The following is a 25,886-nucleotide window of genomic DNA, read 5'->3' on the forward strand; positions in this document are numbered from 1 at the left end:
ACAGCACCAACCCCCGGAAACGGGCGCCGGGCCGGGGGTCCTCGTTCTTCCGTCCGGCCGACGCTCCCCGTCGGGCCCGGACAGGCCCCCGGCCCGCTCGTCACAGTTCCTGCGAGCCGCTGACCACCCAGGACACCCCGCCGGCCGGGTCCTCCAGCACGACGTGCAGATGGTGCAGCCCGGCCGACGGCTCCTGCCAGGTGAAGCAGCGCATCCGGTCCACCAACGCGTTCACCTCGCCCCGGTCCACCCCGCCCGCCCCCTCCGGACTCTCCGGATTCTTCGGACCGTCCAGGCCGTCCACACCGGCCATCGCGGCCAGCGCCCGCCACAGCCCCAACCTCCCGTGCGCGCAGCCCTGCGCCCGCTCCACGGCGGCGGACCGCACCAGCGCCGGGTAGACGAGCGCGAACGGCAGGTACCCGCCGACCACCCGCCGGTCGCGGGCCAGCAGGGCGGCCGCCGCCGGGGCCTGGCCGCGGACGCAGGCCGTCTCCGTCCAGGGCGCGAGCGCGCCCAGCCCCTCCAGGGCCCGGGCGACCCGCGGTCCGTCCGGCCGTCCGGCCGACCACGCCACCGGGGGCAGCTCCACCTCGCCCAGGCCCTCCCGGCTGGCCGGCAGGGTCAGCAGCGCACTGCGCGCGCCCCCGCCGGGCAGGTACTCGCGCACCCGGGCCGCCTCGTCCCAGCCCGCCGCCTCCCAGGGCTCCAGGCGCAGCGGCACGCCCTCCGGGTCGGGCTCGGCCCCGTACGAGAGGTCCTCGCCGAGCAGCGCCCGGGTGTGCGCGACCAGCCGTCGCACCCGGGCCGGACCGAGCAGCGGGGCCAGCCGCAGCCAGGAGTGCCGGGTCGCCAGCACCTCCCAGAGCGGGCCGGCGTCGTGGTCGGCCTCCCCGGCGGCCGTCCCCGCGCCGCCGTCCTGGTCGAACAGCCGGACGGCCAGCTCGGGCGGCGCCGCATAGGCGATCAGGTGGCCGAGTGGCGCCGTCAGCACGGCCGCGGCCTCCTCGCCCGCCTCCGCCACGGCGGCCGCGCGGCCCTGCCGGTAGGCGGCGAGCAGCTCGGGCCAGCGGCCGTCCTCGGCCAGTGCGCGCAGGTGGCCGTGCTGGTGGATGATCACGATTCGCAGGGTACGGGCCGGGGCGGCGCATCAGCTGACTTGTCGTCAGCTCGGTGCGTCGGGGAGGCGCTCGCACGCCCGCCGCCACGCACGCCCGCCGCCACGCGCACCTCCGCACCCTCAGCTCCGCTCGTGCTCCCGCTCGCGCTCCCGTTTGCACCCCTGCTCCCATTCGAACGCCACCTCCCGTTCGCGTTCGCGTTCCCGCTGGAGGACGGCGCGCAGTCGGCCGTGGGCGCGGCGCCGGGTGACGGCCAGCGTGCTGCGGTGCAGCCCGAGCAGTTCGGCGGCCTCGTCGACGCTGTAGCCGTCGAGGTCCACCAGCGCCACCGCGCGGGCCTGCTTGACGGTCAGGAAGCCCAGCAGGCGGACCACCTCCCAGCGCGCCTGCAACTCGGCCATCCCACCGGACCGGGGATCGAACTCCCCCCGGTCCCGCTCGACGGTGTCGCACGCCTCCGGCACCTCGGGCATCGACACCCGCCGACGCTCCCGGCGCCACTGGTCGCGCAGGATGTTCACCATCGTGGTGAACGCGTAGGCATACGGCTGCGGATGGCCGAGGAAGCGCTCCGGCCGGCGGGCGATCCGCAGGTACGCCTCGTGGACGACGTCCCCGGCGCCGACCGGACCGCCGGCGAGGGAGACCGCCGCCTGCTGGAGTCTGGGCAGGAGATCCGTGAACACCCGGTTGAATTCGGCCGATTGACCGCCGCCCCCACTCGGACCGAAGCCCTCTTCCCGTCCGCCGCCCGCATTCCGACCGCTGCAATCCGCCATGCCGCTCTCCCCGGAAATCGGCACCCCGAGCACCCGGTCCGCCCTGGCCGCAGGGGTCTTGAGCCGACCGAATGACTTGTGACACAGGTCACATCATAGTTCGTCGTCTCACTGTGCGCAGTCATTCGTGTGCACGATGTCACCAATCGTCCAGGAAGCGGGACTTCGCCTCCGCGCGGACGCCCCGGCCACCGGGGACGGCTCCGCCCGACGAGAACCCCTGAGCAAGGAGAACCACCGTGCGAGGTTGCATCGCCAGGAAGATCGCCACGTTCGGGCTGGCCGCCACGGCCGCCCTCGGCGTGCTCGGGACCACCGCCCTGCCGGCCGCCGCGGCGACGGTCCGGACCCAGGCCATCACCCCCGAGACCGACACGGACTGGAACACCGTCGCGACCGCGACCTACCGCTGCGTCATCACCGCCGACTACGGCTGGCGCTGGGAGGGAAGCTGCAACGTCTACTCCGGACGACTGCGCACCATCACCTACTGTGCCGACGGCTCGTCGAGCGCCGGCCTGTGGATCGGCGCGCGGCCGCAGGCCTGGGCGGTCTGGGGCAACTGCCCCGGGTCCAGCTGGACCCGGATCGTGTTCCAGTGGCACAGCTGAACCGCCAGGCCCGGAACCGCTGAGAGATGACAACTGACAGATGACAGCTGACAGATTTCGAAATCTGTCAGCTGTCATCTGTCATCCGTCGGTTGTGAGTTGTCATTCGCACGCTGTCCGCCCGCCGGCACCTCCCAGCCGCCGCCTCAGCCCACCGGCGAGACGTCCGCGAGCAGCCGGGCGGCGTGCACCCGGCCCGCGTGCTCGACCAGGTTGATCAGCACCTCCTTGCCCGAGGCCCGGTGGCGCGCATCGCACATCAGCACCGGCGTACCCGCGTCCAGGTCCAGCGCGCGGGCAACCTCCTCCGGCCCGAACTCCCGCGTCCCGGCGAAACGGTTCACCGCGACCACGAAGGGGATTCCCCGGTGCTCGAAGAAGTCGACGGCCGGGAAGCAGTCGGTCAGCCGGCGGGTGTCGGCGAGCACCACCGCACCGAGCGCCCCCTGGGCCAGTTCGTCCCAGAGGAACCAGAACCGGTCCTGCCCCGGGGTGCCGAACAGGTAGACCGCCAACCCCTCGCGGATGGTGATCCGACCGAAGTCCATCGCCACCGTGGTCGTGGACTTCCGTTCCACGCCGTCGAGGTCGTCCACCTCCCGTCCGGCCTCGGTCAGCCGCTCCTCGGTGCGCAGCGGCCGGATCTCGCTGACCGCGCCGACCAGCGTCGTCTTGCCGACCCCGAAGCCGCCCGCCACCAGGATCTTGAGCGCCAGCACGGCGTCGTCGGGATCCTCGGTGTCGAACGGGTCCGACCCGCCGTACGGATCGGACGGATCGGACGGGGCGGGCAGTGCCGACGGGTCGGACGGGTCGGACGGGTGGTCAGAGTGCACGGAGTCCACGGATGACCTCCTGGAGGATGCGCTCGTCGGGGAGCAGGGCGGGCGGGACGGGACGGCGGACCCGGATGAGCCCGGCCGCCAGCAGGTCGCCGAGCAGCACCCGCACGACGCCCACCGGCAGGTCGAGCTCGGCGGCCAGCTCGGCCACGGACAGCGGGGTGCCCCGGCACAGCGCGAGGATGCGCGCCTGTTCCGGGCCGACCGGCGGTTCGGGCGCGTCCGGTACGAGCGCCGGGTCGGGGAGTTCGGTGACCACCACGGCGATCAGGTCGAAGCGCTGCTCCCCGCCCCCGGTGCGCCCCCTGGTCATCGCGTACGGGCGGACCAGCGGCCCGGCGTCGTCGTCGTACCAGCGGGCCCGGTGGGCGGCCGCGAGCGGGTTGCGGGGGTGACCGCCGGGTTCGGCCCTCGGGTGCTCGGGATGTCGCCCCCGGTGCGGGTGGGGCACCGGACTCACCGGCCGCCCACCCTCCGCGGCGGAGCGCTCAGGTGCTCCCCGACCCGGCGGACCAGCCTGGCCATCTCGTAAGCGACCAGGCCGAGGTCGGCCCGGGCCGTGGTGAACACGGCGAGGCAGGTGCCCTCCCCCGCCGCCGCGACCAGCAGGTAGCCGCCCTCCAACTCGACCATGGTCTGGCGGACTTCACCCGCGCCGAAGTGCCGGCCGGCGCCCTTGGCCAGGCTGTGGAACCCGGAGGCGACGGCCGCCAGATGCTCCCCGTCCTCCCGCGCCAGGCCGGCCGAGGTGCCCATGGCCAGGCCGTCGGCGGAGAGCATCACGGCGAAGCGGAGCTCGGGGGCGCGCTGGACCAGTTCGTCGAGGAGCCAGTTCAGCTCCCCCGCGCGGTGGGTGGTGGCGATCACGGACGCTCTCCTTCGGGTCGGGACGGGGGTTGGGGGTGGCGCGCCCGCGGCGGCTTCGGGGGGTCGGCGGGCTGCCCGTCCCGCCGACCCTCCGGATACAGACCGCGCGCCCATCCGTTCTGGAAGGCCGACATCGCCGCCCGCGCCTCCTCGGGGCTGCGGCCCGCGGCGCCGAAGCCGTCGCCGGACCCGGGGCCGAAACCGGAGCCGGAGCCGACCGAGGCCGCGGCGGCAGTGGCTGCGGTGGCCGTACGACGGCTGTGCGCGGTCGGACGGACCGGGCCCTCGCGCAGTTGCGGTGCGAGGCTCGCCTGGCGGGTCCGGCGCGGCAACTCCTCGGGGCCCGGGTCGACTCGGGGACCGTCCGGTCGGGCGCCGTCCGATCGTCGGCTGTCCGCTCGTTGACAGTCCGGTCGGGGGCCGTCCGGACGGGGGCCGCGCGGGCCCGGTCCGGGTGCCGGCTCCGAACGGCGTTCCGTACGGTACGGCTCCGCGCCGTACGGCTGCGGCAGCCCGGACTGCGGACGGGCGGCCGCACCCGCGCCCCCGTCCGCAGCCGGACCGGCCACCCGGGCACCGGAGGCCCGGTAGGGGGTGCGGCGCACCGGCGCGGGGTCAGTGCCCCGGGCACCGAACGGCAGCAGCGCCCCGCCCTCCGACGGCGGCCCACCCGCCGCCGGAAGCCCGTCACCTGCCCTGTCCTGCGGGTGCTCCCGGCGCCTCGGCTCGCCGCTCAGATCACTGCTCGGGACACCGCTGGGGCCGCACGTCGGCTCCGTCGCGTGACCGTGCATCGGTGTGAACTCCCGCTCCGGGCCGGCGTGCTGTGCCCGCTCGCCGAACACCGGCCCCGTCGGCCCCGCCCCGATCGCCACGCCGCCCGGCGCCGCCGCGCACGGCAGGGGCGGCACCGGCTCGAAGCCGTACCGCGTGGCCTCCGCCCCCGCCTCCGCCTCCACTTCGGCCGTCTCGTCGGCCAGCAGCGTGGTCGGCAGCAGGACCACCGCCGTGGTGCCGCCATACGCGGAGGTCACCAGCGAGACCTTGACGTCCTGCCGCCGGGCGAGCCGGCTGACCACGAACAGGCCGAGCCGGTCGCTGTCGAAGAGGTCGCTCTGCTCGGCGGCGGCGATCCTGCGGTTGGCCGAGGCCAGCACCTCCGGCCCCATACCGAGGCCGCGGTCCTCGATCTCCAACGCGAAGCCGTTGCCGACCCGTTCGCCCCGGATGTGCACCCGGGTGTGCGGCGGGGAGAACCCGGTGGCGTTCTCGACGAGTTCGGCCACCAGGTGGGTGAGGTCGGCGACGGCGTGGCCGACCACCGCGGCCCGTGGCAGCGGATGGACCTCGACCCGGGCGTACTCCTCGACCTCCGAGACGGCCGCGCGCACCACGTCCACCAGCGGGACGGGCCGGCGCCAGCCCCGACCGGGAGCGGCCCCGGAGAGGATGATCAGGCCCTCGGCGTGGCGGCGCATCCGGGTGGTCAGGTGGTCCAAGCGGAACAGGTCGGCCAGCTCGGACGGGTCGTCGGTGCGGCGCTCCATCGCGTCCAGCAGGGTGAGTTGGCGGTGCACCAGGACCTGGCTGCGGCGCGCGAGGTTGACGAACACGCCGGAGACCCCGGAGAGCACCTCGGCCCGCTCGACCGCCGCCGTGACGGCCGCCCGCTGGACGGTGCCCAGCGCCCGGTGCACCTGGCCGATCTCGTCGCCCCGCCCCACCGGCCGGGGCGCCTCGGCCTCGATGTCCACCTCCTCCCCCGCACGCAACTTCCGCATGGTCGCGGGGAGTTTGCGCCCGGCCAGCTCAAGTGCCGAGTTGCGCAGGCCGATCAGATCGGTGACCAACCCGCGCCCGATCTGCACCGAGATCACCAACGAGGCCACCACGCCGACCAGTCCGAGCAGGACAGCCATGCCCGCCGGGGTGAACAGGCCGAGGGCGTAAGGGTCCTGGCGCTCGGCGGCGAGCCGTCCGGCCCGGTCCTCGACGGTCCGCAGGGATCCGGCCACATTGCCCGCGACCATCGCCCAGCGGTCGGCCGGCACCGCCGCGACCGCCGCCCGACCGTCGGCGGCCATCCGCACCCTGTCCTCGTACCCGGCCAGCTCGCGGTGGTCCTGGCCGCCGGTGACGGCGAGCAGCGCCGCCCGGTCGGCGGGGCGCAGCTCGGCGGCGGCGCCCCGCTCGAACTCGCGCCGGGCGAAGGCCGCTCCGGAGAACTCCCGCAGCTGGTCGTCGCCGAGCCCGCCGGACAGCTGGGCGGCGCGCAGCAGGGCGTCCTCCCGGGCGAGCAGTTCACGGGACCGGGCCAGCTCCAGCAGCACCCGCGCGTCGGCGGCCACCTGGCGGTCCTGGAGCGGTGCGACGGCACCGGCGGCGGCGAGCGCCCGGTCCACCGCCTCGCCGTACGCGGCGTACGCCTCCGGCCAGCCGACGCTCCTGGCCAGGACCCGGTCGCGCAGGACGGGCAGGGCGGCAAGGGAGCCGCCGAGCGCGTCCAGCCGGGCGGCCGCGTCCCCGCCCAGGCCCTGGGCGTCGGCACGGTTGTAGCCCCGGTCGGGGCGGCGGGCGTCCGGGAACAGCGGGGTGAGCGCCCGGTCGGTGGCCGCCGCCGCCTCGCGCAGGGCGCTCTCCCGGACGGCGGTGGGGGCGGCCGCCGGGGCGGCCAGCAACTGACCGACGGCGGTGCGTTCGGCTTGCAGCCCGGCGACCGTCTCCGCGACCGGCGTGAGCAGCGTGCGCTGGGCGTCGCGCTGGCGCATCAGACCCCAGACGCCCTGGGCGGTGGTGACGGTGGCGAACCCCCACAGGGCGATGACGGAGACGACCGGGACCATCAGCAGGGCGATGATCCGGGCGCGGACGGTCCGGGGGCGCAGCCCGCGCAGCCACGGACCGGGGCGCGGTGGACGGGCGGGCGGCCCGGCATGGGCACCCCGACGGGCACCGGGGGCGGTACCGCGGTCTACTCGCATGGGTGAGGAGCCTTTCGGGCGGGGAGAGCGGGAGAGTGGTGGCGGGCGGGCGGCTGGAGGGCGGCGGGAGGCTGGAGGGGGCGTGACTCAGGCGGCGCGGCCGTGCCGTTCGCCGTCGCGCCCCTCGGTGTCGCGCCCCTCGCCCGCGCGCCGCCCGGCCTCGGCCGGGGCGAGCCCGTGCCGGGCGGGCTCGGGGTACGAGGGCTCGGGGTACAGGGGGTCGGCGGGGAGCTCGTCGATCGCCAGCTCGCCGGCCTCCCGGTAGCCGGCCCGCTCCTGGGCGGTCGGCGAGAGCGCCACGAAGGCCGAGGCGAGGAAGAGGAACGAGCCGAGGCCGACGGCGAGCGGGAAGACGAACTCCATCGGACTGACCCCGCCGAGGCCGGTCCGGGTCGGCTCCAGGCGGACGTGGACGGCGGCCATGCCGGTGTAGTGCATGCAGCTGACGGCGAGGCCCATGGCCATCGCGGCGGCCGCGGCCGCGTACACGTTGCGGATGGTGACGGCGGCCCAGAGCGCGGCGGTGGCGGCGCCGACCGCGACCAGCACGGACAGCGCGACCGTCCCTGCGTCGTAGTGCAGCCCGCCGTGCATCCGGAGGGCGGCCATGCCCAGGTAGTGCATCGCGGCGACGCCGAGACCGGTGGTGACACCGCCGGACAGCAGGGAGAGGCCGCGGTGCCAGCCGTAGCAGACCACGGTCAGGCCGAGGCCGGTGACCAGCACCGCGACCACGAGGCTGAGGACGGTCAGCGGCACGTTGTAGCGCAGCTCGGTGCCGTCGACGGTGAAGCCGAACATGGCGACGAAGTGCATGGTCCAGATCCCCGAGCCGATCGCGGCGGCGGCCGTGATCAGCCAGTTCCGCCGGGCCGGGCCGCTCGCGGCCAGGCCGCGCAGCGTGCAGCGCAGCCCGAGGGCCGCGCCGGCGCAGGCCATCAGGTACGAGAGGGCGGGGGTCAGCCAGCCGAGGCTGAGGTGGTTGATGGTGCCCATGGGACCTCCGGTCGACCGGTCGGGCCCGGAGGCGGTACGCGGTGCGCCCGGGCTCCCCGGGCCGGGCGGACTGCGTACGAAGGCATATGCCAACCGCATGTGCGCTTCCGGCCTGGGGTGCGTGGGACGCTATCGAGGGGCCGGAATCGGTCAGACAAAGATCTGAAAAGCTGCCCGCGATGCCCGAGTGATGTGTTCGAATGCCCCGGTCGTATGCCCAGCGGACGGCGCACAGATGACAGCAGACAGATAACAGAGTTTGAAATCTGTCATCTGTCCGCTGTCTGTTGTTCGTTGTTCGTTGTTCGCTGAACCCTGTGAGCTGTCAGTCGTCAGCCGTCAGCTGTCAGCCGTCACCCGGATCCGCATCGGACTCGCCGCCCGCAGCGTGATCCCCTGGGCGAGCGCCACCCTCCGGTCCACCGCCTCCACCTCGAAGTCCCGCAGCAGCACCCCCAGCGCCAGCACCGCCTCCAGCATCGAGAAGTGCTGCCCGATGCAGGCCCGCGGCCCGCCCCCGAACGGGAACCAGGCGTAGCGGTGCCGGGCCCGCTCCGCCTCCGGCAGGAAGCGGTCCGGGTCGAAGCGCTCCGGATCCTCCCAGTGGTCCGGGTGCCGGTGGGTGACCAGCGGCGCGACGACGACCTGCGCCCCCGCCGGGATCACGTACCCGTCGATGACGGTCTCCTCGACCGCCCGCCGCCCGCCCAGGGCCGCCGACGGATAGAGCCGCATCGCCTCCTTCAGCACCCGGGTGATGTACGGGAGCGCGTCCAGGTCCGCCGCCGTCGGCGCGCGCCCGGCCAGGACGGTCCGCGCCTCCTCGCGGGCGAGCCGCCGCTGCTCGGGGTGCTTGGCCAGCAGGTGCAGCGCGAAGGCCAGCGCGGTGGCCGTGGTCTCGTGCCCGGCGAGCAGGAACACCAGGACCTGGTCCCGGAGTTCGGCCGGGTCCAGCCGCTCGCCGTTGTCGTCGCGGGCCCGACCGAGCAGGGCGAGCAGGTCGTCCGCGCCCTCGTCGCCGCCGCCCCGCGCGGCCCGTTCGGCGATGATCCGGTCGCAGACCCCGTACAGCGCCCGCTGGGCCTCGGCACCGCGCCGGTTGGCCGGCGTCGGCCAGGTGCGCGGGAGGCGGACCGGGGCGTAGCCGCGCTCCTTCACGTACTCGCCGAGCACCGGGAAGCTGCGGTGGACCACCGCTATCGCCTCCTCCACGTCCGCGCCGAAGAGGATGCGCGCGACCGCCCGCAGCGCGAACCGGGACGTCTCGTCCGCCGCGTCCACCACCCCGCCGGGCACCGCCCGCCACCGCTCGGCGAGCGACTGCGCCTCCTGCGCGAGCGCGTCCGCGTAGCCGTCCACCCGTCGCCGGGTGAACAGCGGCTGCACCATCCGGCGTTGGCGCTGGTACTCGGCGTCCTGGCTGGTCAGCAGCCCGTTGCCGACGCTGGTCCGGAGCTCGTCGTAGAACGGGTCCTCCTTGCGGAAGTTGGCCGCCTCGCCCGCCAGCACCTGGCGGACGCCCTCCGGCGAGAACACCCCGTAGAAGTCGGCCCGCAACCCGGGCGGCCCGGCCTGGAAGCGCACCACGTCGCCGTGGTCGCGGCGGGCCGCGAGGTAGCTGCGCAGCGGGCGGCGGGTGAGGTCGAACAGCGATCCGACCAGCGGGTTCCCGGCCGGCACGGGTATCGCGGAGGTCGGGGCGGGCACGAGGCCGGGTTCGGGAACGGGAAGGACTTCGGTGGCCATCGGCACTCCTTCTGTACGGGGACTCGCCCGCCGCCTCTACCGACGGGCGGTCAGCACCGAGAGGAGCCGCGCCCGGACCGGTCGACCGGGCCGACCTGCCCGGGCACGGGATCCGGACCCGTCTCACTCGTACTCGGTGCCCCCCTTGCGGGTCAGGTAAGCCTCGCTGACCACCTTGGCGATCGCCCGCCCGCCGAGCACCGGACTCCAGCGCTCGGTGACCGGCCGCACCACCACGCCCTCGCGCAGGTGCAGTTCACGCCCGGAGACGGTCTCCCGGCCCCGGGCGAACCCCAGCACGGTCTCCGGATCGAACGGCCCGCGCCACAGTTCGGGCACCAACGGCAGCTCCCCGTCCAGCAGTTCGGCCGCCGAAAGCCAGTTCAGCTGTCCGTCCACGAGGGCCGACACGTCGAACGCCGCGTAGCCGGGCCGCTCGGTTCGCGCCGAGGCGCCGTAGCCCAGGTCCTGCACGCCCTCGCCGAAGACCTCGCCGAAGATGCCGACCCGCTCGGCCCCGAGGCGCTCCGCCAGCCGGGCCGCCACCGCCGGGATGTCGTACGCGCGCACCGCCCGCCAGTAGAGGTTGCGCGCGTCCTCGACCAGTGCCAGCCCCTGCGCACCGATGCCCTTGGACGACACCCGCACCTCGCCGGTGGCGGCCGTGTACGTGACCAGGCAGCAGCTGCCGTGCAGCTTCTCGGTCAGCACCACCGGCTCGCCCGGCGCGAAGGCCTCGGGGTAGCGCTTGAGGTTCTCGATGTCCACCCAGGGCAGCAGGTCCGGCGCGCCGACCACGTCACCACTCATCGACGTCGGCACCGGCGGCTGCCACTTGACGACCCCGAGCAGCTCGGCGAAGTCCTCGCCGCGCTCGGCCGCGGCGGCCAGGTCGGTGTCGGCGAGCGCGGCGGGCCGGCAGACGACGCCCTGGGACAGCTCGCCGCGCAGCCGTACCGCCTTCACCCGGTTCGCCCGGGCGCCGGCCAGCTTGCCGGTCAGCCCCAGCTCCTCGATCAACTCCTCGGGGAGGACGGACTGTTCGGGGATGTAGACGGCGTGGTCCCCGGTCCGGTACGCGCCCTTCGCGACCACCGCCCGGTAGAGGCCGACCTGGGCGAGCTCCAGGGCATCGGCGTTCGGGTGCTCCAGGATGACCAGCTTCTCGGCGGTGACGCGCAGCGTGGACATGGACGGACCCCTCCCCTTGGTTCGGCCCCGGCCGTGTCTCCAACCGGCCCGGCCGCGTGTACGGACGGCGACCACTCTGGCCGTTCGACCACCCACGGCGCGACGCAATTTCCGCGCGCCCCCACCAGCGCCCCCACCAGCCCCGCCATCCTCATCGCGTCCCGTGAGTCCCGAAAGTCCCGCGAGTCCTGCGAGTCCCGTGAGCCCCGGTTGAGCCATCCCACAGCAGCCCCGAGACCCGCCCGGCCCCCACCTGTGCGAACCGACAGGGGATTTATCGCTCGCATTTGCGGCACTATGATCGCCGTAATGGCCGCATCTGCGGCCCATCCCTCGCGCCCCTCCCGGCGCGCACCCTGGAGGGGAAGCACCGATGAGCACCCGTACGCCCACCGCCCGCAGGCTCGCCGTCGCCACCACCGCGGTCCTCGTCCTCGGGCTCGGAGTCAGCGCCTGCGGCAGCGACGGCGGCAAGTCCTCCGGTTCCACCGCCTCCTCGAACACCTCCGCGAACGCCTCCGCCGCCGCCGGCGGCGTCCCGAAGGCCTCCGGCACCATCACCGTCTTCGCCGCCGCCTCGCTCAAGGAGACCTTCACCGAGCTCGGCAAGAAGTTCGAGGCCGCCAACCCGGGCGCCAAGGTCACCTTCAACTTCGGCGGCAGCTCCAGCCTCGCCACCAGCATCAACTCCGGTGCCCCGGCGGACGTGTTCGCCGCCGCCAGCCCGGCCACCATGAAGACCGTGACGGACGCGGGCGGCGCGAGCGGACAGCCGACGACCTTCGTCCGGAACACGCTCACCATCGCCGTCCCCAAGGGCAACCCCAAGCACATCACGGGCCTCAAGGACCTCACCGCCTCCGGTGTGAAGGTCGCCCTGTGCGCCAAGGAGGTGCCGTGCGGCGCCGCCGCCCAGACCGCGCTCAAGGCGGCGGGCGTCGACCTCACCCCGGTCACCCTGGAGCAGGACGTCAAGGGCGCGCTCACCAAGGTCGAACTCGGCGAGGTCGACGCGTCCCTGGTGTACCGGACCGATGTGCGGGCCGATGCTGCGAAGATCGACGGCGTGGACTTCCCCGAGGCCGACAAGGCCGTGAACGACTACCCGATCGCCGCGCTCGCCAAGGCGCCGAACAAGGACGGCGCCGCCGCCTTCGTCGCGTACGTCCAGTCGCCCGAGGCCAAGCAGGTGCTGACCGCGGCGGGCTTCCAGGCATCGTGAGCGAGCGCACCACCGGCTCCGGGCAGGCCCTGCCGCACCATGACCCTCGAAGCCGAGGCCCGCGAAGGCGAGGCCCACGAAGCCGAGGCCCGCTGAACCGCCGTCCGCGAAGCCGTCGCCCGCGGACGCACCGCGCCCCGGTCGCCCTGCTGCTCCCGGCGCTGCTCGGGCTGGCGTTCCTGGTCCTGCCGCTGGTCGGCCTGCTGGTCCGGGCGCCCTGGAGCGACCTGTCCGAGCAGCTCACCAGCACCGCCGTCTGGGACGCGCTGCGCCTGTCACTGATCAGCGCGACCGCGGCCACCGCCGTGTCGCTGGTCCTGGGCGTCCCGCTGGCCTGGCTGCTCGCCCGCACCGAGTTGCCGGGCCGGCGGGTGATCCGGGCGCTGGTCACCCTGCCGCTGGTACTTCCGCCGGTGGTCGGCGGCGTGGCGCTGCTGCTGGTGCTCGGACGGCGCGGCATCGTCGGCTCCTGGCTGGACTCGGCCTTCGGCATCACGCTGCCGTTCACCACCACCGGGGTCGTGATCGCCGAGGCGTTCGTGGCGATGCCGTTCCTGGTGATCAGCGTCGAGGGCGCGCTGCGGGCCGCCGACCCCCGCTACGAGGAGGCCGCCGCGACCCTGGGCGCCTCCCGGCTGACCGCGTTCCGGCGGGTCACCCTGCCGCTGATCGCGCCGGGGATCGCCGCCGGGGCCGTCCTGGCCTGGGCCCGGGCGCTCGGCGAGTTCGGTGCGACGATCACCTTCGCGGGCAACTTCCCGGGCCGCACCCAGACCATGCCGCTGGCCGTCTACCTGGCCATGGAGTCCGACCCACAGGCGGCGATCGCGCTGTCGCTGGTGCTGCTGGTGGTCTCCGTCGCCGTCCTGGTCGGCCTGCGCGACCGCTGGCTGTCGACACCGTGACCCCTCCCGCACACGCCATCCCGACCACACACCCCATCCCGAGCGCACACGCCATCCCGGACACACCGGATCTGCCGGACCTGCCGGACACACCGGACCTGCCGGACGAACCGGATCCGCCGAACGCACTGGACACCTGGACGCCGCCCCGATGAGCACCGAAAGCCGCCCCGGCCCCGCCCTGGACGCCCGGCTGCGGGTCGAGCGCACCGCGTTCGCCCTCGACCTCGCGCTGACCGCCGCCCCCGGCGAGGTGGTGGCACTGCTCGGCCCGAACGGCGCCGGGAAGTCCACCGCCCTGCGCGCCCTCGCCGGCCTGCTCCCGCTCACCGGCGGCCACCTGCGCCTGGACGGCCGCCTCCTGGAGGACCCGGCGCAGCGCGTGCACACCCCGGCCGAGGAACGGCCGGTCGGGGTCGTGTTCCAGGACTACCTGCTGTTCCCGCACCTCAGCGCGCTCGACAACGTCGCCTTCGGCCCGCGCTGCCAGGGCCGCCCCAAGCGGGAGGCGCGGGCCGAGGCGGCCGACTGGCTGGAGCGGATGGGCCTGGCCGACCACGCCGCGGTCCGCCCCGGCCGGCTCTCCGGCGGCCAGGCCCAGCGGGTGGCGCTCGCCCGAGCCCTCGCCGTTCGCCCCCGACTGCTCCTGCTGGACGAGCCGCTGGCCGCCCTGGACGCCCGCACCCGGCTCGACGTACGCGCCCAACTGCGGCGCCACCTGGCCGAGTTCGAGGCGGTGGCGGTGTTGGTGACGCACGACCCGCTGGACGCCATGGTGCTGGCCGACCGACTGGTGGTGATCGAGGACGGGCACGAGGTGCAGTCCGGCAGCCCGGCGGAGGTCGCCCGGCGCCCGCGCACCGACTACATCGCCCGGCTGGTCGGGCTGAACCTGTACCAGGGCCGGGCCGAGGGCTTCCGGGTCACGCTCCCGGACGGCACGGTCCTAGCCACCACCGAGGAGCTGGACGGTCCGGCCTTCGTCGCCTTCCCGCCCTCCGCCGTGACGCTGTACCGGGAGCGTCCGCGGACCAGCGCGCGCAACCTCTGGCAGGCCGAGGTCACCGGGCTCGACCTGCACGGCGACCAGGTCCGCGCCGAGCTCGCCGGCGACCTGCCGATGGCCGCCGACCTGACCCCGGCCGCCGTCGCGGAGCTGGAGCTGGCGCCCGGCGTCGCGGTCTGGGCCTCGGTCAAGGCCGCCCAGACCCACGCCTACCCGGCCTGAGCGGCCCTCCCGGACACGCCGTCGGCCCGGCCCGCGTCACTCCGACGGTTCGACGAACCCCGACTCGTACGCCGCGATCACCGCCTGGGTGCGGTCCCGCGCCCCCAACTTCGCCAGCACGCTGCTGACGTGGGTCTTCACCGTCTGCACGCCGAGGAACAGCCGCTCGGCGATCTCCCCGTTGCTCAGGCCCCGCGCGACCAGCCGCAGCACCTCCGCCTCGCGCCCGGTCAGCGCCGCCCGCTCCATGGCCGCCCGGGCGGTCGGATTGCCGTGCCCGGCCGCCAGGCGGCGGATCGCGGCCGGGAACAGCAGCGACTCGCCCGCCGCCGCCAGCCGTACCGCGTGGGCGATCTCGGCCGGGCGGGTGCGCTTGAGCAGGAAGCCGTCGGCGCCCGCGCGCAGCGCCTGGTAGACGTAGTCGTCGTTCTCGAAGGTGGTCACGACCAGGATCCTCGGCGGGCGCTCACCCGGCGCGCCGGGACGCAGCAGCTCGCGAGTGGCCGCCAGGCCGTCCAGCACCGGCATCCGGACGTCCATCAGCACCACGTGCGGGCGCAGTGCGCGGGCCAGCGCGACCGCTTCCGCGCCGTCGGCCGCCTCACCGACCACCCGCAGGTCCCCCTGCGCCTCCAGGACGGCCCGCAGACCGGCCCGGACCAGTTCCTCGTCGTCGGCGAGCAGGATGTCCGTCATCCCCGCGGCCCCTCCGGCCGGGCCTCGTGTCACAGGATCGTTCGTCACGAGCCCAAGCGTAGGGGCAGCCGGACGGTCAGCACCCACTCCCCTCCGCCGTCCTGCGACACCCCCGCCGCCGCCTCCCCGCCGAGCAGCGTGGCGCGCTCGCGGATGCCGCGCAGCCCCTTGCCGCCCTTGCGCGTCGCGCCCCTGCCCGCACCGCCCGCCGGGGGCCGCGCCGGTCCGGCCGGACCGGCCGCGCCGGCGGCCGAACGCCCGGCGCCGGGCAGCCGGTTGGCGCAGCGCAGCTCCAACTGCCCCTCCCGGACGGCGATCCGGATGTCGACCGGTTCGCCGGGCGCGTACTTGAGTGCGTTGGTGACACCCTCCTGGACGATCCGGTACGACTCGCGGGAGAGCACCCCGGGCAGTGTGCCGGGTGGCACCTCCATCCGCGCCTCCACCGGGCTGCCGGCCGCCCGGGCCGTGTCGAACAGCGCGGGCAGCTGGTCGATCCCGGGTTGTTCGGTGGCCACACCGTTCGCCCCGGCCGGGGTCTCGCGCAGCAGTACGAGGGTGCGTTCGAGGTCCTCCATGGCCTGCCGACCGGTCTCCTCGATGACTTCGAGCGCCTTGGCGACGAAGGCCGGGTCCCCGACCTCGCGCGCCGCGCCCGCCTGAAGGACCGTCACCGTCAGTGCGTGGCCGATCGAATCGTGCAGCTCGCGGGCCAACCTGTTGCGCTCCAGCAGGCGTTCGGCCCGCAGCTCCGCCTCCGCCAGCCGCTCGCTCGGCGACGGACCCAGCAGCCGTACGGCCATGGCGAGTTGGAGGCGCCCGGCGAACACCAGGAACCAGCCGAAACCGAGTACCAGCAGCGGGGAGAACGGGAGGTACCAGAGCGCGTCCGGACCGGTCAGCCGGCCGTAGCACGCGACGGAGCCGAAGGAGAGCACGAACCCGGCCACCGAGCCGAGCGCGACCCGGCCGATCAGCCAGCCCGCCGTCCGCCGCCGGTCGGCCCAGGTACGGGAGGACTCGGCGGCAATGTCCTCCTCGCGGTCGGGCACCAGCAGCAGCCGCGCCTGAACCCCCTCCGCCCTGCGCGCCGCCGGGATCAGCGCGAGCGCCGCGAGCAGCACGCAGTCCAGCGGTACGCTCGCCATGAGGATCTCGCCGAGGCCCTTCCGGTACGTCCCCGGATAGATCATCAGCACCACGCCCGCGAAGATCCACCCCACCAGCAGGTGCAGCAGCCGCGCGTACGTGACACCGGCCGCGAGCGGCGCGACGAGCCTGGACACCGCACTCCCCGGCGCGGAGCCTCCGGGCACCGCGCTCGCGCTCCTCGGCGCTGCGATCTTGGACATTGCGCCATCCTGCCAGGTCGCCCCCGGTCCCCGGATCCCGCGCCGGTCGCCCGTGTCCTCCCTCCTGGGAGGGAGGCGGCTCCCCGCCCCGGCGGGATCCGCCGCACCGGCCCGCTCCGGTCGAATGGAGCCACCGACCGGGGCGACCACAGCGGGCACCGGCGGAGACCACCGACGACGAGACGAGGGGAGCGGGCCGTGATCGAGATCCAGGGCCTGACCAAGGAGTACGACGGCCGGCGCGTCGTCGACGACCTGACCTTCGAGGTCCGACCCGGCGTGGTGACCGGCTTCCTCGGCCCGAACGGCGCCGGCAAGAGCACCACCATGCGCCTGGTCCTCGGCCTCGACCGACCGACCGCCGGACACGCCCTGGTCGACGGCCGCCCGTACGCCGAACTCCCCGCCCCGCTGCGGACGGTCGGCGCGCTGCTGGACGCCCAGGCGATGCACGGCGGCCGGACCGCGTACGGCCACCTGCGCTGGCTCGCCGCGAGCAACGGGCTGCCGGCCCGCCGGGTCGACGAGGTGCTCGGCCAGGTCGGCCTGGCGGACGCGGCCGGACGGCGGATCCGGGGCTTCTCGCTCGGCATGCGCCAGCGCCTCGGGGTGGCCGCCGCGCTGCTCGGCGACCCACCGGTGCTGCTGCTGGACGAACCCGTCAACGGCCTGGACCCGGAGGGCATCCGCTGGATCCGCACCCTGCTGCGCGACCTGGCCGCCGAGGGCCGGGCGGTGCTGGTCTCCTCCCATCTGATGACCGAAATGGCGCTCACCGCCGACCACTTGGTGGTGATCGGGCGCGGCCGACTGCTCGCCGACGCCGCCACCTCCGAGTTCATCGACCGCCACGGCCGGACCCGGATCAGGGTCCGCGCCGTCGCCCCCGCCAAGCTCGCCGCCCTGCTCGGCGGCCCCGGCCACGACCACGGCCTCGACGCCACCGAAGTCGACGGCGGTGCCTGGGAGGTGAGCGGCGCCGAACCCGAGCGGATCGCCGCGCTCGCCGCCACCAACGGGGTGGTGCTGTACGAGATCGCCGTACAACAGGACTCGCTGGAGGAGGCGTTCATGCGGATGACCGCCGACAGCGTCGAGTACCGCGCGGAGGCCTCCGCATGACCACGCCCACGCCCACGCCCACTGGCAACGCCTCGCACGTCCTGCAGGCCCTCCGCGCCGAGCGGATCAAGCTCACCACCCTCCGCTCGCTCTGGATCACCCCGCTGCTCGCCCTGCTGCTGACCGCCGGGGTCACCACGGCCGTCGGCGCGGCCCTCGGCGGCAAGGACCACGACATCACCGACGACCCGAGCGTCGGAGTCTTCTACGGGCTCAACTTCGGCCAGGCGGCCCTGACCTGCTTCGGCATCCTGCTGATCGGGCAGGAGTTCAACACCCGCATGATCAACGTGTCGCTCACCGCCGTCCCGCGCCGCGGTCGGCTGTACGGCGCCAAGTTGGCGCTCGGCGCGCTCGTCGGCCTCGCCGTCGGCGCCGTCGGCACGGCGGGCGCCTTCGCCGGCTACGCGACCACCGCCCCGGGTGCCTGGGACGGGCCGGCCCTCGTCCGCAGTGCCGTCGCCGGTGTGCTCTACCAGGCGCTGCTGGTGGTGTTCTGCGTCGGAGCGACCGCCCTGCTGGGCAACCTCACCGCCGCCATGGGGCTGCTGGTACCGACCGTCTTCCTGCTCTCGCCACTGCTCGGCGGCGTGCCCGGGGTCCGCCGGGTCGTCCAGTTCCTGCCCGACCGGGCCGGCCAGTACGCCCTGCGGTACGCCGACGACCCCCAGGTCGTGTACGGGCACTGGACCGGGCTGCTGATCATGGCGCTCTGGACGGCCCTGGCGGCGTACGGCGGACTGCGGGCGATGCGCCGCATCGGCGCCAAGTGACCTCGGACGAACGGGAGACGGGCAAAACCATGAGCACGCTCGCCGGTGCCCTCCGCGCCGAACGCGTCAAGTTCACCACCCTGCCCTCGCAGTGGGCGGCCCCGCTGGTCGCCCTGGCGATGACGGTCGGCGTCACGGCCGCCGTCAACGCCGCCTACGGGGCGAAGGACCACACGCCCGGCGAGGACCCGGCCAACGGGATCTTCTACGGGCTGCTCTTCGGCCACGTCGCGGTGGCCTGCCTCGGCATCCTGCTGATCGGGCAGGAGTTCAACACCCGCATGATCGGCACCTCGCTCACCGCCGTCCCCCGGCGGGGCCGGCTGTACGGCGCCAAGCTCGCGCTCGGCGCCGGGCTGGGCCTGCTGCTCGGGCTGGCCTCGACGGCGGGCTCGTTCCTGGCCGTCGGCACCACCGTCGGCCTGGACCTCTCCACCCCGGGCCTGGCCCGCAGCTTCCTGGCCGGCGTGCTGTACCACCCGATGATGGTGCTGATCTGCCTCGGACTGACCGCGATGCTGGGAAACTTCAGCGCCGCGCTCGGCCTGCTGACTCCGATGGTGTTCCTGGGCACCACCTGGCTGGCCGCCATCCCCGGCGTCCGCGAGCTCGGCCAGTTCCTGCCCGACCGGGCCGGCCTGTACGCGACGCGCACCCAGACCGAGCCGGGCGTCCACTACGGCCACTGGACCGGGCTGCTGATCATGGCGCTCTGGACGGCCCTGGCGGTCTACGGCGGCCTGCGGGCGATGCGGCGGTACCGGCACAGCTGACGACCGACGGGGAACAGCGAACGGCGAACAGATGACAGACGACAGATTTCGAAATCTGTCGTCTGTTATCTGTCGGCTGTCACCTGTCAGCCGTCAGCCGTCGCCCGCCACGCCGTCATCGCAGCGCCGGGTGCTCCGCGATCACCGTGCAGCTGCCCGGCGCGATCTCGGTGAAGCCCGCGTCCTGGACCACCGGCAGCCCGCTGCGGACGAGCTCCTCCCACGCCGCCGGCGAGGCCGTCCGGACCGCGAGCGCGAAGCCGGCCTCGGCCCACTCCTTGCGCTGCGCCTCGTCCAGCCGCCACCACGCGAGCTGGGCGGCGTGCCCGGTCTGCGCCATCGTCTTGCCCGCGCTCATCTCCAGCTCGGGGTTGAGCCACAGCACCGGCAGCCCCGGCTCGGGCGCGCCGACCTCGGCGGTCTCCTCCAGGTCCGTCCCGGACACCTGGAGCTTGGCGAGTTCCTTCGGCCAGCCGTCCAGCGGGACCGGCGGGAACACCCGCACCTCGGCCTCCCGCCCGTGCACCGTGACGCCCGGCAGCTCGCCGGCCCGGCGCCACTCCCCGCCCCGGGCCCGCCGGACCACCTTGCGGATCCGGGCGTCCTCCCAGGCCTCGACCCGCTCCGCCCACTCGCCGCCCGCCTCGGTCACCCGCGGGTCGGCGAGCAGGGTGAGCACCGCCCGCGCCGAGGTCTCCAGCGCGTCCGTCCGGCCGGGCGGAGTGGCCCGCTCCAGCCGGACAACCAGCGGCAGCACGTACTGCGGCCGCTCGTCGCGGTCCTCGCGCGACGGGGAGTCGCCGGGGTCTGCCACCGGAGCGGGGACCGGGGAAAGGGGAGTCGGGGCGTCGGAAGGAGAAGTCACCCGTCCAGGATGCCAGCCCCGCCCCGACCGACTCGGCCCGCCCCGTTCGCCCCGGTACTCACCCCGGTACTCGCCCCGTCAGCGCCGGTAGCCGCGCTGCGGGTCCCGCTCCTCCGCATCCTCGTACATCAGGAACCAGCCCTCCGGATGGGTGGCCGCCAGCAGCATCTCGGTGCGCTGCTCCGCCGCCAGCTCCGGATCGCCCTCGTCCGGCCCGTAGACCCCGAACAGCTCGTCCTGGCAGCCGTCCCAGTCGTAGTCGTACAGGTCGGCCGGGAGGTCGCCCATCATGTCCGCCACCGACTCGGGCTGCGCACCGAGCAACGCCCGGGCGTCCACCAGGGCCATCCGCAGCGCGATGTCCTCGGCCAGGCAGCGCGGCAGCGGCCACTCCCCGAGCGCGAGGTCGTCGGCGAGGTCGTCGAAGGCCCGGGCCATCGCGCGGCGCCAGCCCCGGTGCATCCGCCAGGTGCGTTCGGGAAGCCGGGCGAAGACCGTCCAGTCCACGTCCTCGCTGTCGGCGACCGCCTCGTCCCCGTGCTCGTCGAGGTCGTCGTACGCGGCGTCGGCCAGGCCGATCAGCTGGGCGTGGAGCAGGCAGGCGGTGCGCGGGGTGAGGGTCCAGTCCGCGCCCGCGCCGCCGTCCTCCTCGTCGCCCTCCAGCGGGAACAGGTCGGCGAAGTCCGGTGTGAAGTCCTCCGTGACGCTGATCTCCAGCGTGCCGCCGATCGCCTCGACCCCGGGGATGGCGGCCACCAGCCGGTCCGGGTGCAGCAGCGCGCCGAGCGCCGCGTTGGCGTCCTCGGCGACCTCACGCAGCAGTTCGCGGCGCTGGCCGGCCGGGTCGACGCCCCCGAAATCCAGCTCCTCGACGGCCCTGATCGCGGCCGCGCGCAGGGCCGGCCAGTCGGTGATCCGCAGGCCCAGCACCACCGTCGCCTCGATCTCCTGCGCGCCGGAGTCCTCCGCCGCGCCCGGCCCCTGTGGATGATCGCTTCGCTCGCCCATGGGGCTAACGGTACGGCCTTTCGGTCGCCCGATCACCGGTCCGGACCAGCTTCCGGGAGCCTTCTCGGCCACCGCCCGGCCCCGCCGCTGTCACTCGGACGCAGGAGTTTGGCAGGATGAGCCGCATGGCTGACATCAACGAGTACGGCGGCGGGCAGGGCCCGAACGCCGACGTCCTGGTCGTGACCACCAACGACATCCCCGGTTACCGGGTCGACCACGTGATCGGCGAGGTCTTCGGGCTGACCGTCCGCAGCCGCCACGTCGGCAGCCAGATCGGTGCCGGTCTGAAGTCACTGGTCGGCGGCGAGCTGCGCGGTCTGACGAAGACCCTGGTCGAGAGCCGCAACGAGGCGATGCAGCGGCTGATCGAGCAGACCAAGGCGCGCGGCGGCAACGCCGTCCTGATGATGCGCTTCGACGTCACGGAGGCGGCCGCCGTGGGTACCGAGGTCTGCGCCTACGGCACCGCCGCGGTCATCTCCCCTGTCTCCTGACGTTCCTCCTGTGACATTCCTCTCCTGACCGGGGAACACCCGCCGACCCCCCGATGTTTCTCGGGCGTGACTGTTTACGGTGCAACGAACAGTGTTCCGGAACGGGTGGACGTCCTGGTGGTGGGCGCCGGACAGGCAGGTCTGTCCGCCGCCTACCACCTGCACCGCCGCGGCTTCACCCGCCACCGGACGGGCGTCGACGGCGGCTTCGTCGTCCTCGACGCCAACGCCGTCCCCGGCGGCGCCTGGGCGTACCGCTCGCCGTCCCTGCGGATGGCCACCGTGCACGGCGTCCACGACCTCCCGGACGCCGAGCTGCCGCCGCCGGACCCCGACGCCCCCGCGCGCGAGGTGGTGCCGGAGTACTTCGCGGCGTACGAGGCCCAGCACGCGCTCCCGGTCGTACGCCCGGTCGCGGTGCGCGCCGTACGCGCCGAGTCCGAGCGCCCGGACTCCCGGCTGCTGGTCGAGACCGACCGCGGCACCTGGTCCACCCGCGCGCTGATCAACGCCACCGGCACCTGGACCCGCCCCTTCCTCCCGCACTACCCGGGCCGCTTCGCGGGCCGCCAGCTGCACTACGCCGAGTACCGCGGCCCCGAGGAGTTCACGGGCAAGCGGGTGCTGGTGGTGGGCAGCGGCGCCTCGGCGGTCCAGGTGCTGTCGGAGGTGGCCGCGGTCGGCGAGACGGTGTGGGTCACCCGCTCCGAGCCCGTCTACCACGACGGGCCGTTCACCCCCGAGTACGGGCGCGCGGTGGTCGCCAAGGTCGAGGAGCGGGTCCGGCAGGGACTGCCGCCGCGCAGCGTGGTGAGCGTGACCGGGCTCGGCCCGTCCGTCGCCTACCGGCGCGCCGAGGAGCTGGGCGCGCTGCGCCGCCGACCGATGTTCGACCGCCTGACCGAGCACGGGGTCGCCTGGGGCGACGAGGAACTGGCCGTGGACGCGATCGTCTGGGCGACCGGATTCCGGCCCGAGGTCGGGCACCTCGCTCCGCTCGGGCTGCGCTCCCCCGGCGGCGGCATCGCGCTCACCGGCACCCGTGCCACCGCCGACCCCCGCGTCCACCTGGTCGGCTACGGCCCGTCCGCCAGCACCGTCGGCGCCAACCGGGCCGGGCGGGCGGCCGTCAACGACCTCGTCAAGCTGCTCGGGGACCCTGCGCTCGGGCGTCCGACGATCGAGGACCCTGCTGTGGAGCCCGCCACCGTCTGAGGCTCGGCGGTGGTGGTCCGGTCGGCGGTGGTGGTCCGCTCAGCGGTCGTAGTCCACGGTCACCCGGTCGGTGACCGGGCGGGCCTGGCAGGTGAGGACGTAGCCGGCGGCCAGCTCCTTCTCCTCCAGCGCGAAGTTGCGGCGCATCTCCACCTCGCCCTCGGTGACCAGGGCGCGGCAGGTGCCGCACACTCCGCCCTTGCAGGCGAACGGCAGGTCGGGGCGGGAGCGCTGGGCGCCGTCCAGGATCGAGCGGTCGCGCGGGAGGCAGAGTGTGCTGCCGCGGCCGTCGAGGACGACGGTGACCTCGCTCTGCGGGCCCGACACGCCGTCGGCGGAGCCGCCGGACGAGGCGTCCGTCCGGTCCCAGTCCTCGTCGCGCTCCGGGAGCGGCTCGTCCTCGGCGTGGAACAGCTCCTGGTGCACCCGATCGCCCGGCACCTCCAGCTCGGCGAGCAGGTCCTTCGCCCCCACGACCATGCCGAACGGGCCGCACAGCCACCAGTGCCCGACGCTCCCGACGTCCACCAGCGCCGCCAGCAGCGCGCGTACCCGCTCCGGGTCCAGCCGGCCGCTGAGCAGCTCGGCGTCCCTGGTCTCCCGGGAGAGCACGTGGACCAGCTGGAAGCGGTCGAGGTAGCGGTCCTTCAGGTCGGCCAGCTCGTCCGCGAACATCACGCTGTCACTGCGCCGGTTGCCGTAGAGCAAGGTGACGGTGGAGCCGCGGTCGGCCGCGAGCACGGAGCCGGCGATCGACAGCATCGGGGTGATCCCGGAACCGGCGGCGAGCAGCACGTGGTCGGCCGGGACGCCGAGCTCGGGGGTGAACAGGCCGGACGGCGTCAGCACCTCCACCTCCTCGCCGGGCTTCGCCTCGCGCACCAGCCAGCGTGAGAACAGCCCGCCGGGCACCTCCCGGACGGCGATCCGCAGCGGCCCGCCGACCGGGGCGCAGATCGAGTACGAGCGGCGCTCGTCGGTGCCGTCCACCAGCTTGCGCAGGGTCAGGGTCTGCCCGGGGCGGAAGGCGAACTCCTCCGCCAGCCCGACCGGCACCGCGAAGGTCACCGCGACGGCGTCCTCGCAGAGCCGCTCGACCCGGTCGATCCGCAGCCGGTGGAAGGTCGGACGGCGGGCGGGGCGGATGCCGGACCCCTCGGCGTCGGGGGCGGACCCGGCGGCGAAGGAGGCGGGAGCGGCGGAGGAAGCGGCGGGCATTCAGATCTCCTTGACGCGTTCGAACGGCTCGCGGCAGGCCCGGCAGCGCCAGAGCGCCTTGCAGGCGGTGGAACCGAAGCGGGACAGCTCCTCCGTGTCGGTGTCGCCGCAGTGCGGGCACGGCACGGGGGGCGCGGCGATCCGCGGCGAGGCCCCGGTGACCGGCGCGGTCGCGGTCCCGGTGCGGGTCGGACCGAGGGTGAGCGCCGCCGGTCCGGCCGCGGCGACGGCGGCGGTCGGGCGCGGCGGGGCGATGCCCGCCTCGGCGAGCTTGCGACGGCCCTCGACGGTGATCAGGTCGGTGGACCACGGCGGGTCCAACCGCAGCCGCACCCGGACGTCCGGGTACCCGGCCGCGCGCAGCCGGCGGTCCACGTCGGCGGCCATCTCGGCGACGGCGGGGCAGCCCGAGTAGGTCGGGGTCAGCCAGGCCGTCACCGTGCCGCTGCCGCCGTCCACCCCGACCTCGGCCAGCACACCCAGGTCGGCCAGGGTGAGCATGGGCAGCTCCGGGTCCGGCACGGCCGCGGCGACCGCCCAGGCCAGGTCGCGGGTCGTCGGGTCCGGCACGGTGCCCGCCGGGTCCGTCGGGTCCGTCGGCTCCGCTGTGCCCGTCGGCTCCGCGATGCCCCTCGGCCCCGGACCCGTCACGATGTCGTCGGTCACCATGTCGCCCCCGGGTGGGCGCGGGCCAGCACCTGGAACTCGGCGAGCAGCGGGCCGAGCGCCTCGGTGTGCACACCGTCCCGCCCGGCCAGGCCGAGGACGGTGGCCAGCGGCGGTACGTCCGGCACGGTGAGCCCGGCCTCGGCAAGAACCGCGCCGAGCGAGCTCAGCACCGGTTCGCGCAGGGCCGCCGGGTCGACGCCCGCCCGCAGCTCCACCGGGTGCGCCGTGAACAGTTCCTCCAGCAGCGGCCAGACCGCGTCCAGCCCGGCCTGCATCCGCCCGGCGGAGTACGGCGTGCCGTCGCCCAGGCGCAGCGTCCAGGCGGTGGCGTACTCCCGGTGGTACGCCAGCTCCTTGACGCCCCGGGCGGCGACCGCGGCCAGCACCGGGTCGGGGTGCGCGCTCAGCGCCTCGTAGAGGGCGCCGCGCGCGGTGGCGAACAGCAGCAGCCGGGCGATCGAGTACGCGAAGTCGCCGTTCGGGGCCTCCACCAGGCGGACGTTGCGGAACTCGTGCTCCTCCCGCCAGTACGCCAGGTCGTCCTCGGTGCGGCCGGTACCGTCCGCCTGACCGGCCCGGGTGAGCAGAAGACGGGCCTGGCCGAGCAGGTCGAGGCCCAGGTTGGCGAGCGCGACCTCCTCCTCCAGCTCGGGTGCCCGGGTGCACCACTCGATCAGCCGCTGCGCGAGGACCAGGGCGTCGTCGCCCAGCATCTGGCAGTAGGCGGCGAGGTCGGCGCCGTCCAGACCGGCGGGCAGCGCGGTGTCCACGCCGAGCAGGGGGTCAGCGAAGCCCGTCCCGTACGCCCAGCGGCCCTCGCCCTCGGGGCCGGGGGCGGCGTCGGCGAGGCTGAGGTAGACGTGGTCGTCCTGGCCGCTGCCGGCGGTGGAGGTGGTGGAGGTGGTGTGGTCGTGCACGGTGGCTCCCCCGTCAGATGTGCGGGACATCCTCGGGGATGTCGTAGAAGGTCGGGTGGCGGTAGACCTTGTCGCCGCTGGGCTCGAAGAACGGGTCGCGCTCGTCCGGGGTGGAGGCGGTGATCGCGTCCGAGCGGACCACCCAGAGGCTCACGCCCTCGTTGCGGCGGGTGTAGAGGTCGCGGGCGGCGAGCAGGGCCATCCGGTCGTCGGCGGCGTGCAGCGAGCCGACGTGGACGTGGTTCAGCCCGCGCCGGGGACGCACGAACACCTCGTACAGCGGCCAGCCGGC

General features: G+C 74.7%; 26 protein-coding genes. 9 read left to right on the top strand and 17 right to left on the bottom strand.

Annotation, left to right across the window (positions count from 1 at the left end; all coding sequences use genetic code 11):
- Positions 1-100 precede the first annotated feature (100 nt).
- Complete coding sequence (locus ACFU6K_RS01725; RefSeq protein WP_380660283.1) at positions 101-1,120, bottom strand: hypothetical protein; 1,020 nt, start codon at positions 1,118-1,120, stop codon at positions 101-103.
- A gap of 120 nt (positions 1,121-1,240) precedes the next feature.
- On the bottom strand, positions 1,241-1,807 hold the full coding sequence (locus tag ACFU6K_RS01730; protein WP_380660284.1) for an RNA polymerase sigma factor: 567 nt from the start codon (positions 1,805-1,807) through the stop codon (positions 1,241-1,243).
- Positions 1,808-2,139: 332 nt separating this feature from the next.
- On the opposite strand from ACFU6K_RS01730, the gene ACFU6K_RS01735 reads away from it, so the two are divergent.
- On the top strand, positions 2,140-2,511 hold the full coding sequence (locus tag ACFU6K_RS01735) for a hypothetical protein (RefSeq protein ID WP_380660285.1): 372 nt from the start codon (positions 2,140-2,142) through the stop codon (positions 2,509-2,511).
- Between the two features lie 146 nt (positions 2,512-2,657).
- On the opposite strand, the gene ACFU6K_RS01740 is transcribed toward ACFU6K_RS01735, so the two are convergent.
- The 7 genes from ACFU6K_RS01740 to ACFU6K_RS01770 form a co-directional block, all read right to left on the bottom strand.
- Positions 2,658-3,230 (bottom strand): ATP/GTP-binding protein, encoded by a 573-nt coding sequence (locus tag ACFU6K_RS01740; RefSeq protein WP_380660315.1) that lies wholly within the window; start codon positions 3,228-3,230, stop codon positions 2,658-2,660.
- 106 nt (positions 3,231-3,336) lie between these two features.
- A complete protein-coding gene (locus tag ACFU6K_RS01745; RefSeq protein WP_380660287.1) occupies positions 3,337-3,813 on the bottom strand; it encodes a DUF742 domain-containing protein in 477 nt (158 codons plus the stop codon).
- Entirely contained in the window at positions 3,810-4,220 is a 411-nt protein-coding gene (locus ACFU6K_RS01750) for a roadblock/LC7 domain-containing protein (RefSeq protein WP_380660288.1), read from the bottom strand. The genes ACFU6K_RS01745 and ACFU6K_RS01750 overlap by 4 nt, the downstream gene beginning before the upstream one ends.
- Positions 4,217-7,201: a nitrate- and nitrite sensing domain-containing protein gene (locus ACFU6K_RS01755; RefSeq protein ID WP_380660289.1), complete on the bottom strand. Its 2,985-nt coding sequence runs from the start codon at positions 7,199-7,201 to the stop codon at positions 4,217-4,219. Before ACFU6K_RS01755 ends, ACFU6K_RS01750 begins: the two co-directional genes overlap by 4 nt.
- A gap of 87 nt (positions 7,202-7,288) precedes the next feature.
- Entirely contained in the window at positions 7,289-8,197 is a 909-nt protein-coding gene (locus ACFU6K_RS01760; RefSeq protein WP_380660290.1) for an MHYT domain-containing protein, read from the bottom strand.
- 339 nt (positions 8,198-8,536) lie between these two features.
- A complete protein-coding gene (locus ACFU6K_RS01765) occupies positions 8,537-9,943 on the bottom strand; it encodes a cytochrome P450 (protein ID WP_380660291.1) in 1,407 nt (468 codons plus the stop codon).
- Between the two features lie 123 nt (positions 9,944-10,066).
- Complete coding sequence (locus tag ACFU6K_RS01770) at positions 10,067-11,134, bottom strand: RNA ligase (ATP) (RefSeq protein ID WP_380660292.1); 1,068 nt, start codon at positions 11,132-11,134, stop codon at positions 10,067-10,069.
- A 373-nt stretch (positions 11,135-11,507) separates the two neighbouring features.
- On the opposite strand from ACFU6K_RS01770, the gene modA reads away from it, so the two are divergent.
- The 3 genes from modA (at position 11,508) to ACFU6K_RS01785 (ending at position 14,489) form a co-directional block, all read left to right on the top strand.
- A complete protein-coding gene (gene modA / locus ACFU6K_RS01775; RefSeq protein ID WP_380660294.1) occupies positions 11,508-12,356 on the top strand; it encodes a molybdate ABC transporter substrate-binding protein in 849 nt (282 codons plus the stop codon).
- Between the two features lie 92 nt (positions 12,357-12,448).
- Entirely contained in the window at positions 12,449-13,261 is an 813-nt protein-coding gene (locus tag ACFU6K_RS01780; RefSeq protein ID WP_380660316.1) for an ABC transporter permease, read from the top strand.
- A gap of 151 nt (positions 13,262-13,412) precedes the next feature.
- On the top strand, positions 13,413-14,489 hold the full coding sequence (locus ACFU6K_RS01785) for an ABC transporter ATP-binding protein (protein WP_380660295.1): 1,077 nt from the start codon (positions 13,413-13,415) through the stop codon (positions 14,487-14,489).
- 36 nt (positions 14,490-14,525) lie between these two features.
- Here ACFU6K_RS01785 and ACFU6K_RS01790 read toward each other — a convergent pair whose 3' ends face one another.
- Together ACFU6K_RS01790 and ACFU6K_RS01795 are read right to left on the bottom strand one after the other, a co-directional pair.
- Positions 14,526-15,185 carry a response regulator gene (locus ACFU6K_RS01790; protein WP_380660296.1) on the bottom strand — a complete coding sequence of 220 codons (660 nt, stop codon included), beginning with the start codon at positions 15,183-15,185 and terminating at the stop codon, positions 14,526-14,528.
- A 44-nt stretch (positions 15,186-15,229) separates the two neighbouring features.
- Positions 15,230-16,537 carry a sensor histidine kinase gene (locus ACFU6K_RS01795; RefSeq protein WP_380660297.1) on the bottom strand — a complete coding sequence of 436 codons (1,308 nt, stop codon included), beginning with the start codon at positions 16,535-16,537 and terminating at the stop codon, positions 15,230-15,232.
- A gap of 198 nt (positions 16,538-16,735) precedes the next feature.
- On the opposite strand from ACFU6K_RS01795, the gene ACFU6K_RS01800 reads away from it, so the two are divergent.
- The 3 genes from ACFU6K_RS01800 to ACFU6K_RS01810 are packed head-to-tail and all read left to right on the top strand — an operon-like array spanning position 16,736 to position 19,205.
- The gene (locus ACFU6K_RS01800; protein ID WP_380660298.1) at positions 16,736-17,659 is read left to right on the top strand and encodes an ABC transporter ATP-binding protein; all 924 of its coding nucleotides are present in this window, start codon (positions 16,736-16,738) and stop codon (positions 17,657-17,659) included.
- Complete coding sequence (locus tag ACFU6K_RS01805) at positions 17,656-18,432, top strand: hypothetical protein (RefSeq protein ID WP_380660299.1); 777 nt, start codon at positions 17,656-17,658, stop codon at positions 18,430-18,432. The genes ACFU6K_RS01800 and ACFU6K_RS01805 overlap by 4 nt, the downstream gene beginning before the upstream one ends.
- A gap of 29 nt (positions 18,433-18,461) precedes the next feature.
- On the top strand, positions 18,462-19,205 hold the full coding sequence (locus ACFU6K_RS01810; protein ID WP_380660301.1) for a hypothetical protein: 744 nt from the start codon (positions 18,462-18,464) through the stop codon (positions 19,203-19,205).
- A gap of 115 nt (positions 19,206-19,320) precedes the next feature.
- Here ACFU6K_RS01810 and ACFU6K_RS01815 read toward each other — a convergent pair whose 3' ends face one another.
- Together ACFU6K_RS01815 and ACFU6K_RS01820 are read right to left on the bottom strand one after the other, a co-directional pair.
- The gene (locus tag ACFU6K_RS01815) at positions 19,321-20,019 is read right to left on the bottom strand and encodes an aminoacyl-tRNA hydrolase (RefSeq protein WP_380660302.1); all 699 of its coding nucleotides are present in this window, start codon (positions 20,017-20,019) and stop codon (positions 19,321-19,323) included.
- A gap of 129 nt (positions 20,020-20,148) precedes the next feature.
- Entirely contained in the window at positions 20,149-21,078 is a 930-nt protein-coding gene (locus ACFU6K_RS01820) for a hypothetical protein (RefSeq protein ID WP_380660303.1), read from the bottom strand.
- Positions 21,079-21,203: 125 nt separating this feature from the next.
- Between ACFU6K_RS01820 and ACFU6K_RS01825 the strand changes: the two genes are divergently transcribed.
- Together ACFU6K_RS01825 and ACFU6K_RS01830 are read left to right on the top strand one after the other, a co-directional pair.
- Positions 21,204-21,575: a YbjQ family protein gene (locus ACFU6K_RS01825; RefSeq protein ID WP_049649739.1), complete on the top strand. Its 372-nt coding sequence runs from the start codon at positions 21,204-21,206 to the stop codon at positions 21,573-21,575.
- A 105-nt stretch (positions 21,576-21,680) separates the two neighbouring features.
- A complete protein-coding gene (locus ACFU6K_RS01830) occupies positions 21,681-22,790 on the top strand; it encodes an NAD(P)-binding domain-containing protein (RefSeq protein ID WP_380660304.1) in 1,110 nt (369 codons plus the stop codon).
- Positions 22,791-22,829: 39 nt separating this feature from the next.
- On the opposite strand, the gene paaE is transcribed toward ACFU6K_RS01830, so the two are convergent.
- The 4 genes from paaE to paaB all read right to left on the bottom strand — a co-directional run bounded on the left by paaE (position 22,830) and on the right by paaB (position 25,874).
- Complete coding sequence (paaE, locus tag ACFU6K_RS01835; RefSeq protein ID WP_380660305.1) at positions 22,830-24,008, bottom strand: 1,2-phenylacetyl-CoA epoxidase subunit PaaE; 1,179 nt, start codon at positions 24,006-24,008, stop codon at positions 22,830-22,832.
- Positions 24,009-24,578: a 1,2-phenylacetyl-CoA epoxidase subunit PaaD gene (gene paaD, locus ACFU6K_RS01840; protein ID WP_380660306.1), complete on the bottom strand. Its 570-nt coding sequence runs from the start codon at positions 24,576-24,578 to the stop codon at positions 24,009-24,011.
- 92 nt (positions 24,579-24,670) lie between these two features.
- On the bottom strand, positions 24,671-25,594 hold the full coding sequence (gene paaC, locus ACFU6K_RS01845) for a 1,2-phenylacetyl-CoA epoxidase subunit PaaC (protein WP_380660307.1): 924 nt from the start codon (positions 25,592-25,594) through the stop codon (positions 24,671-24,673).
- 13 nt (positions 25,595-25,607) lie between these two features.
- Positions 25,608-25,874 (bottom strand): 1,2-phenylacetyl-CoA epoxidase subunit PaaB, encoded by a 267-nt coding sequence (gene paaB / locus ACFU6K_RS01850; RefSeq protein ID WP_220450137.1) that lies wholly within the window; start codon positions 25,872-25,874, stop codon positions 25,608-25,610.
- Positions 25,875-25,886: the final 12 nt, after the last annotated feature.

Source organism: Kitasatospora sp. NPDC057512, from assembly GCF_042802135.1.
GTDB lineage: Bacteria > Actinomycetota > Actinomycetes > Streptomycetales > Streptomycetaceae > Kitasatospora.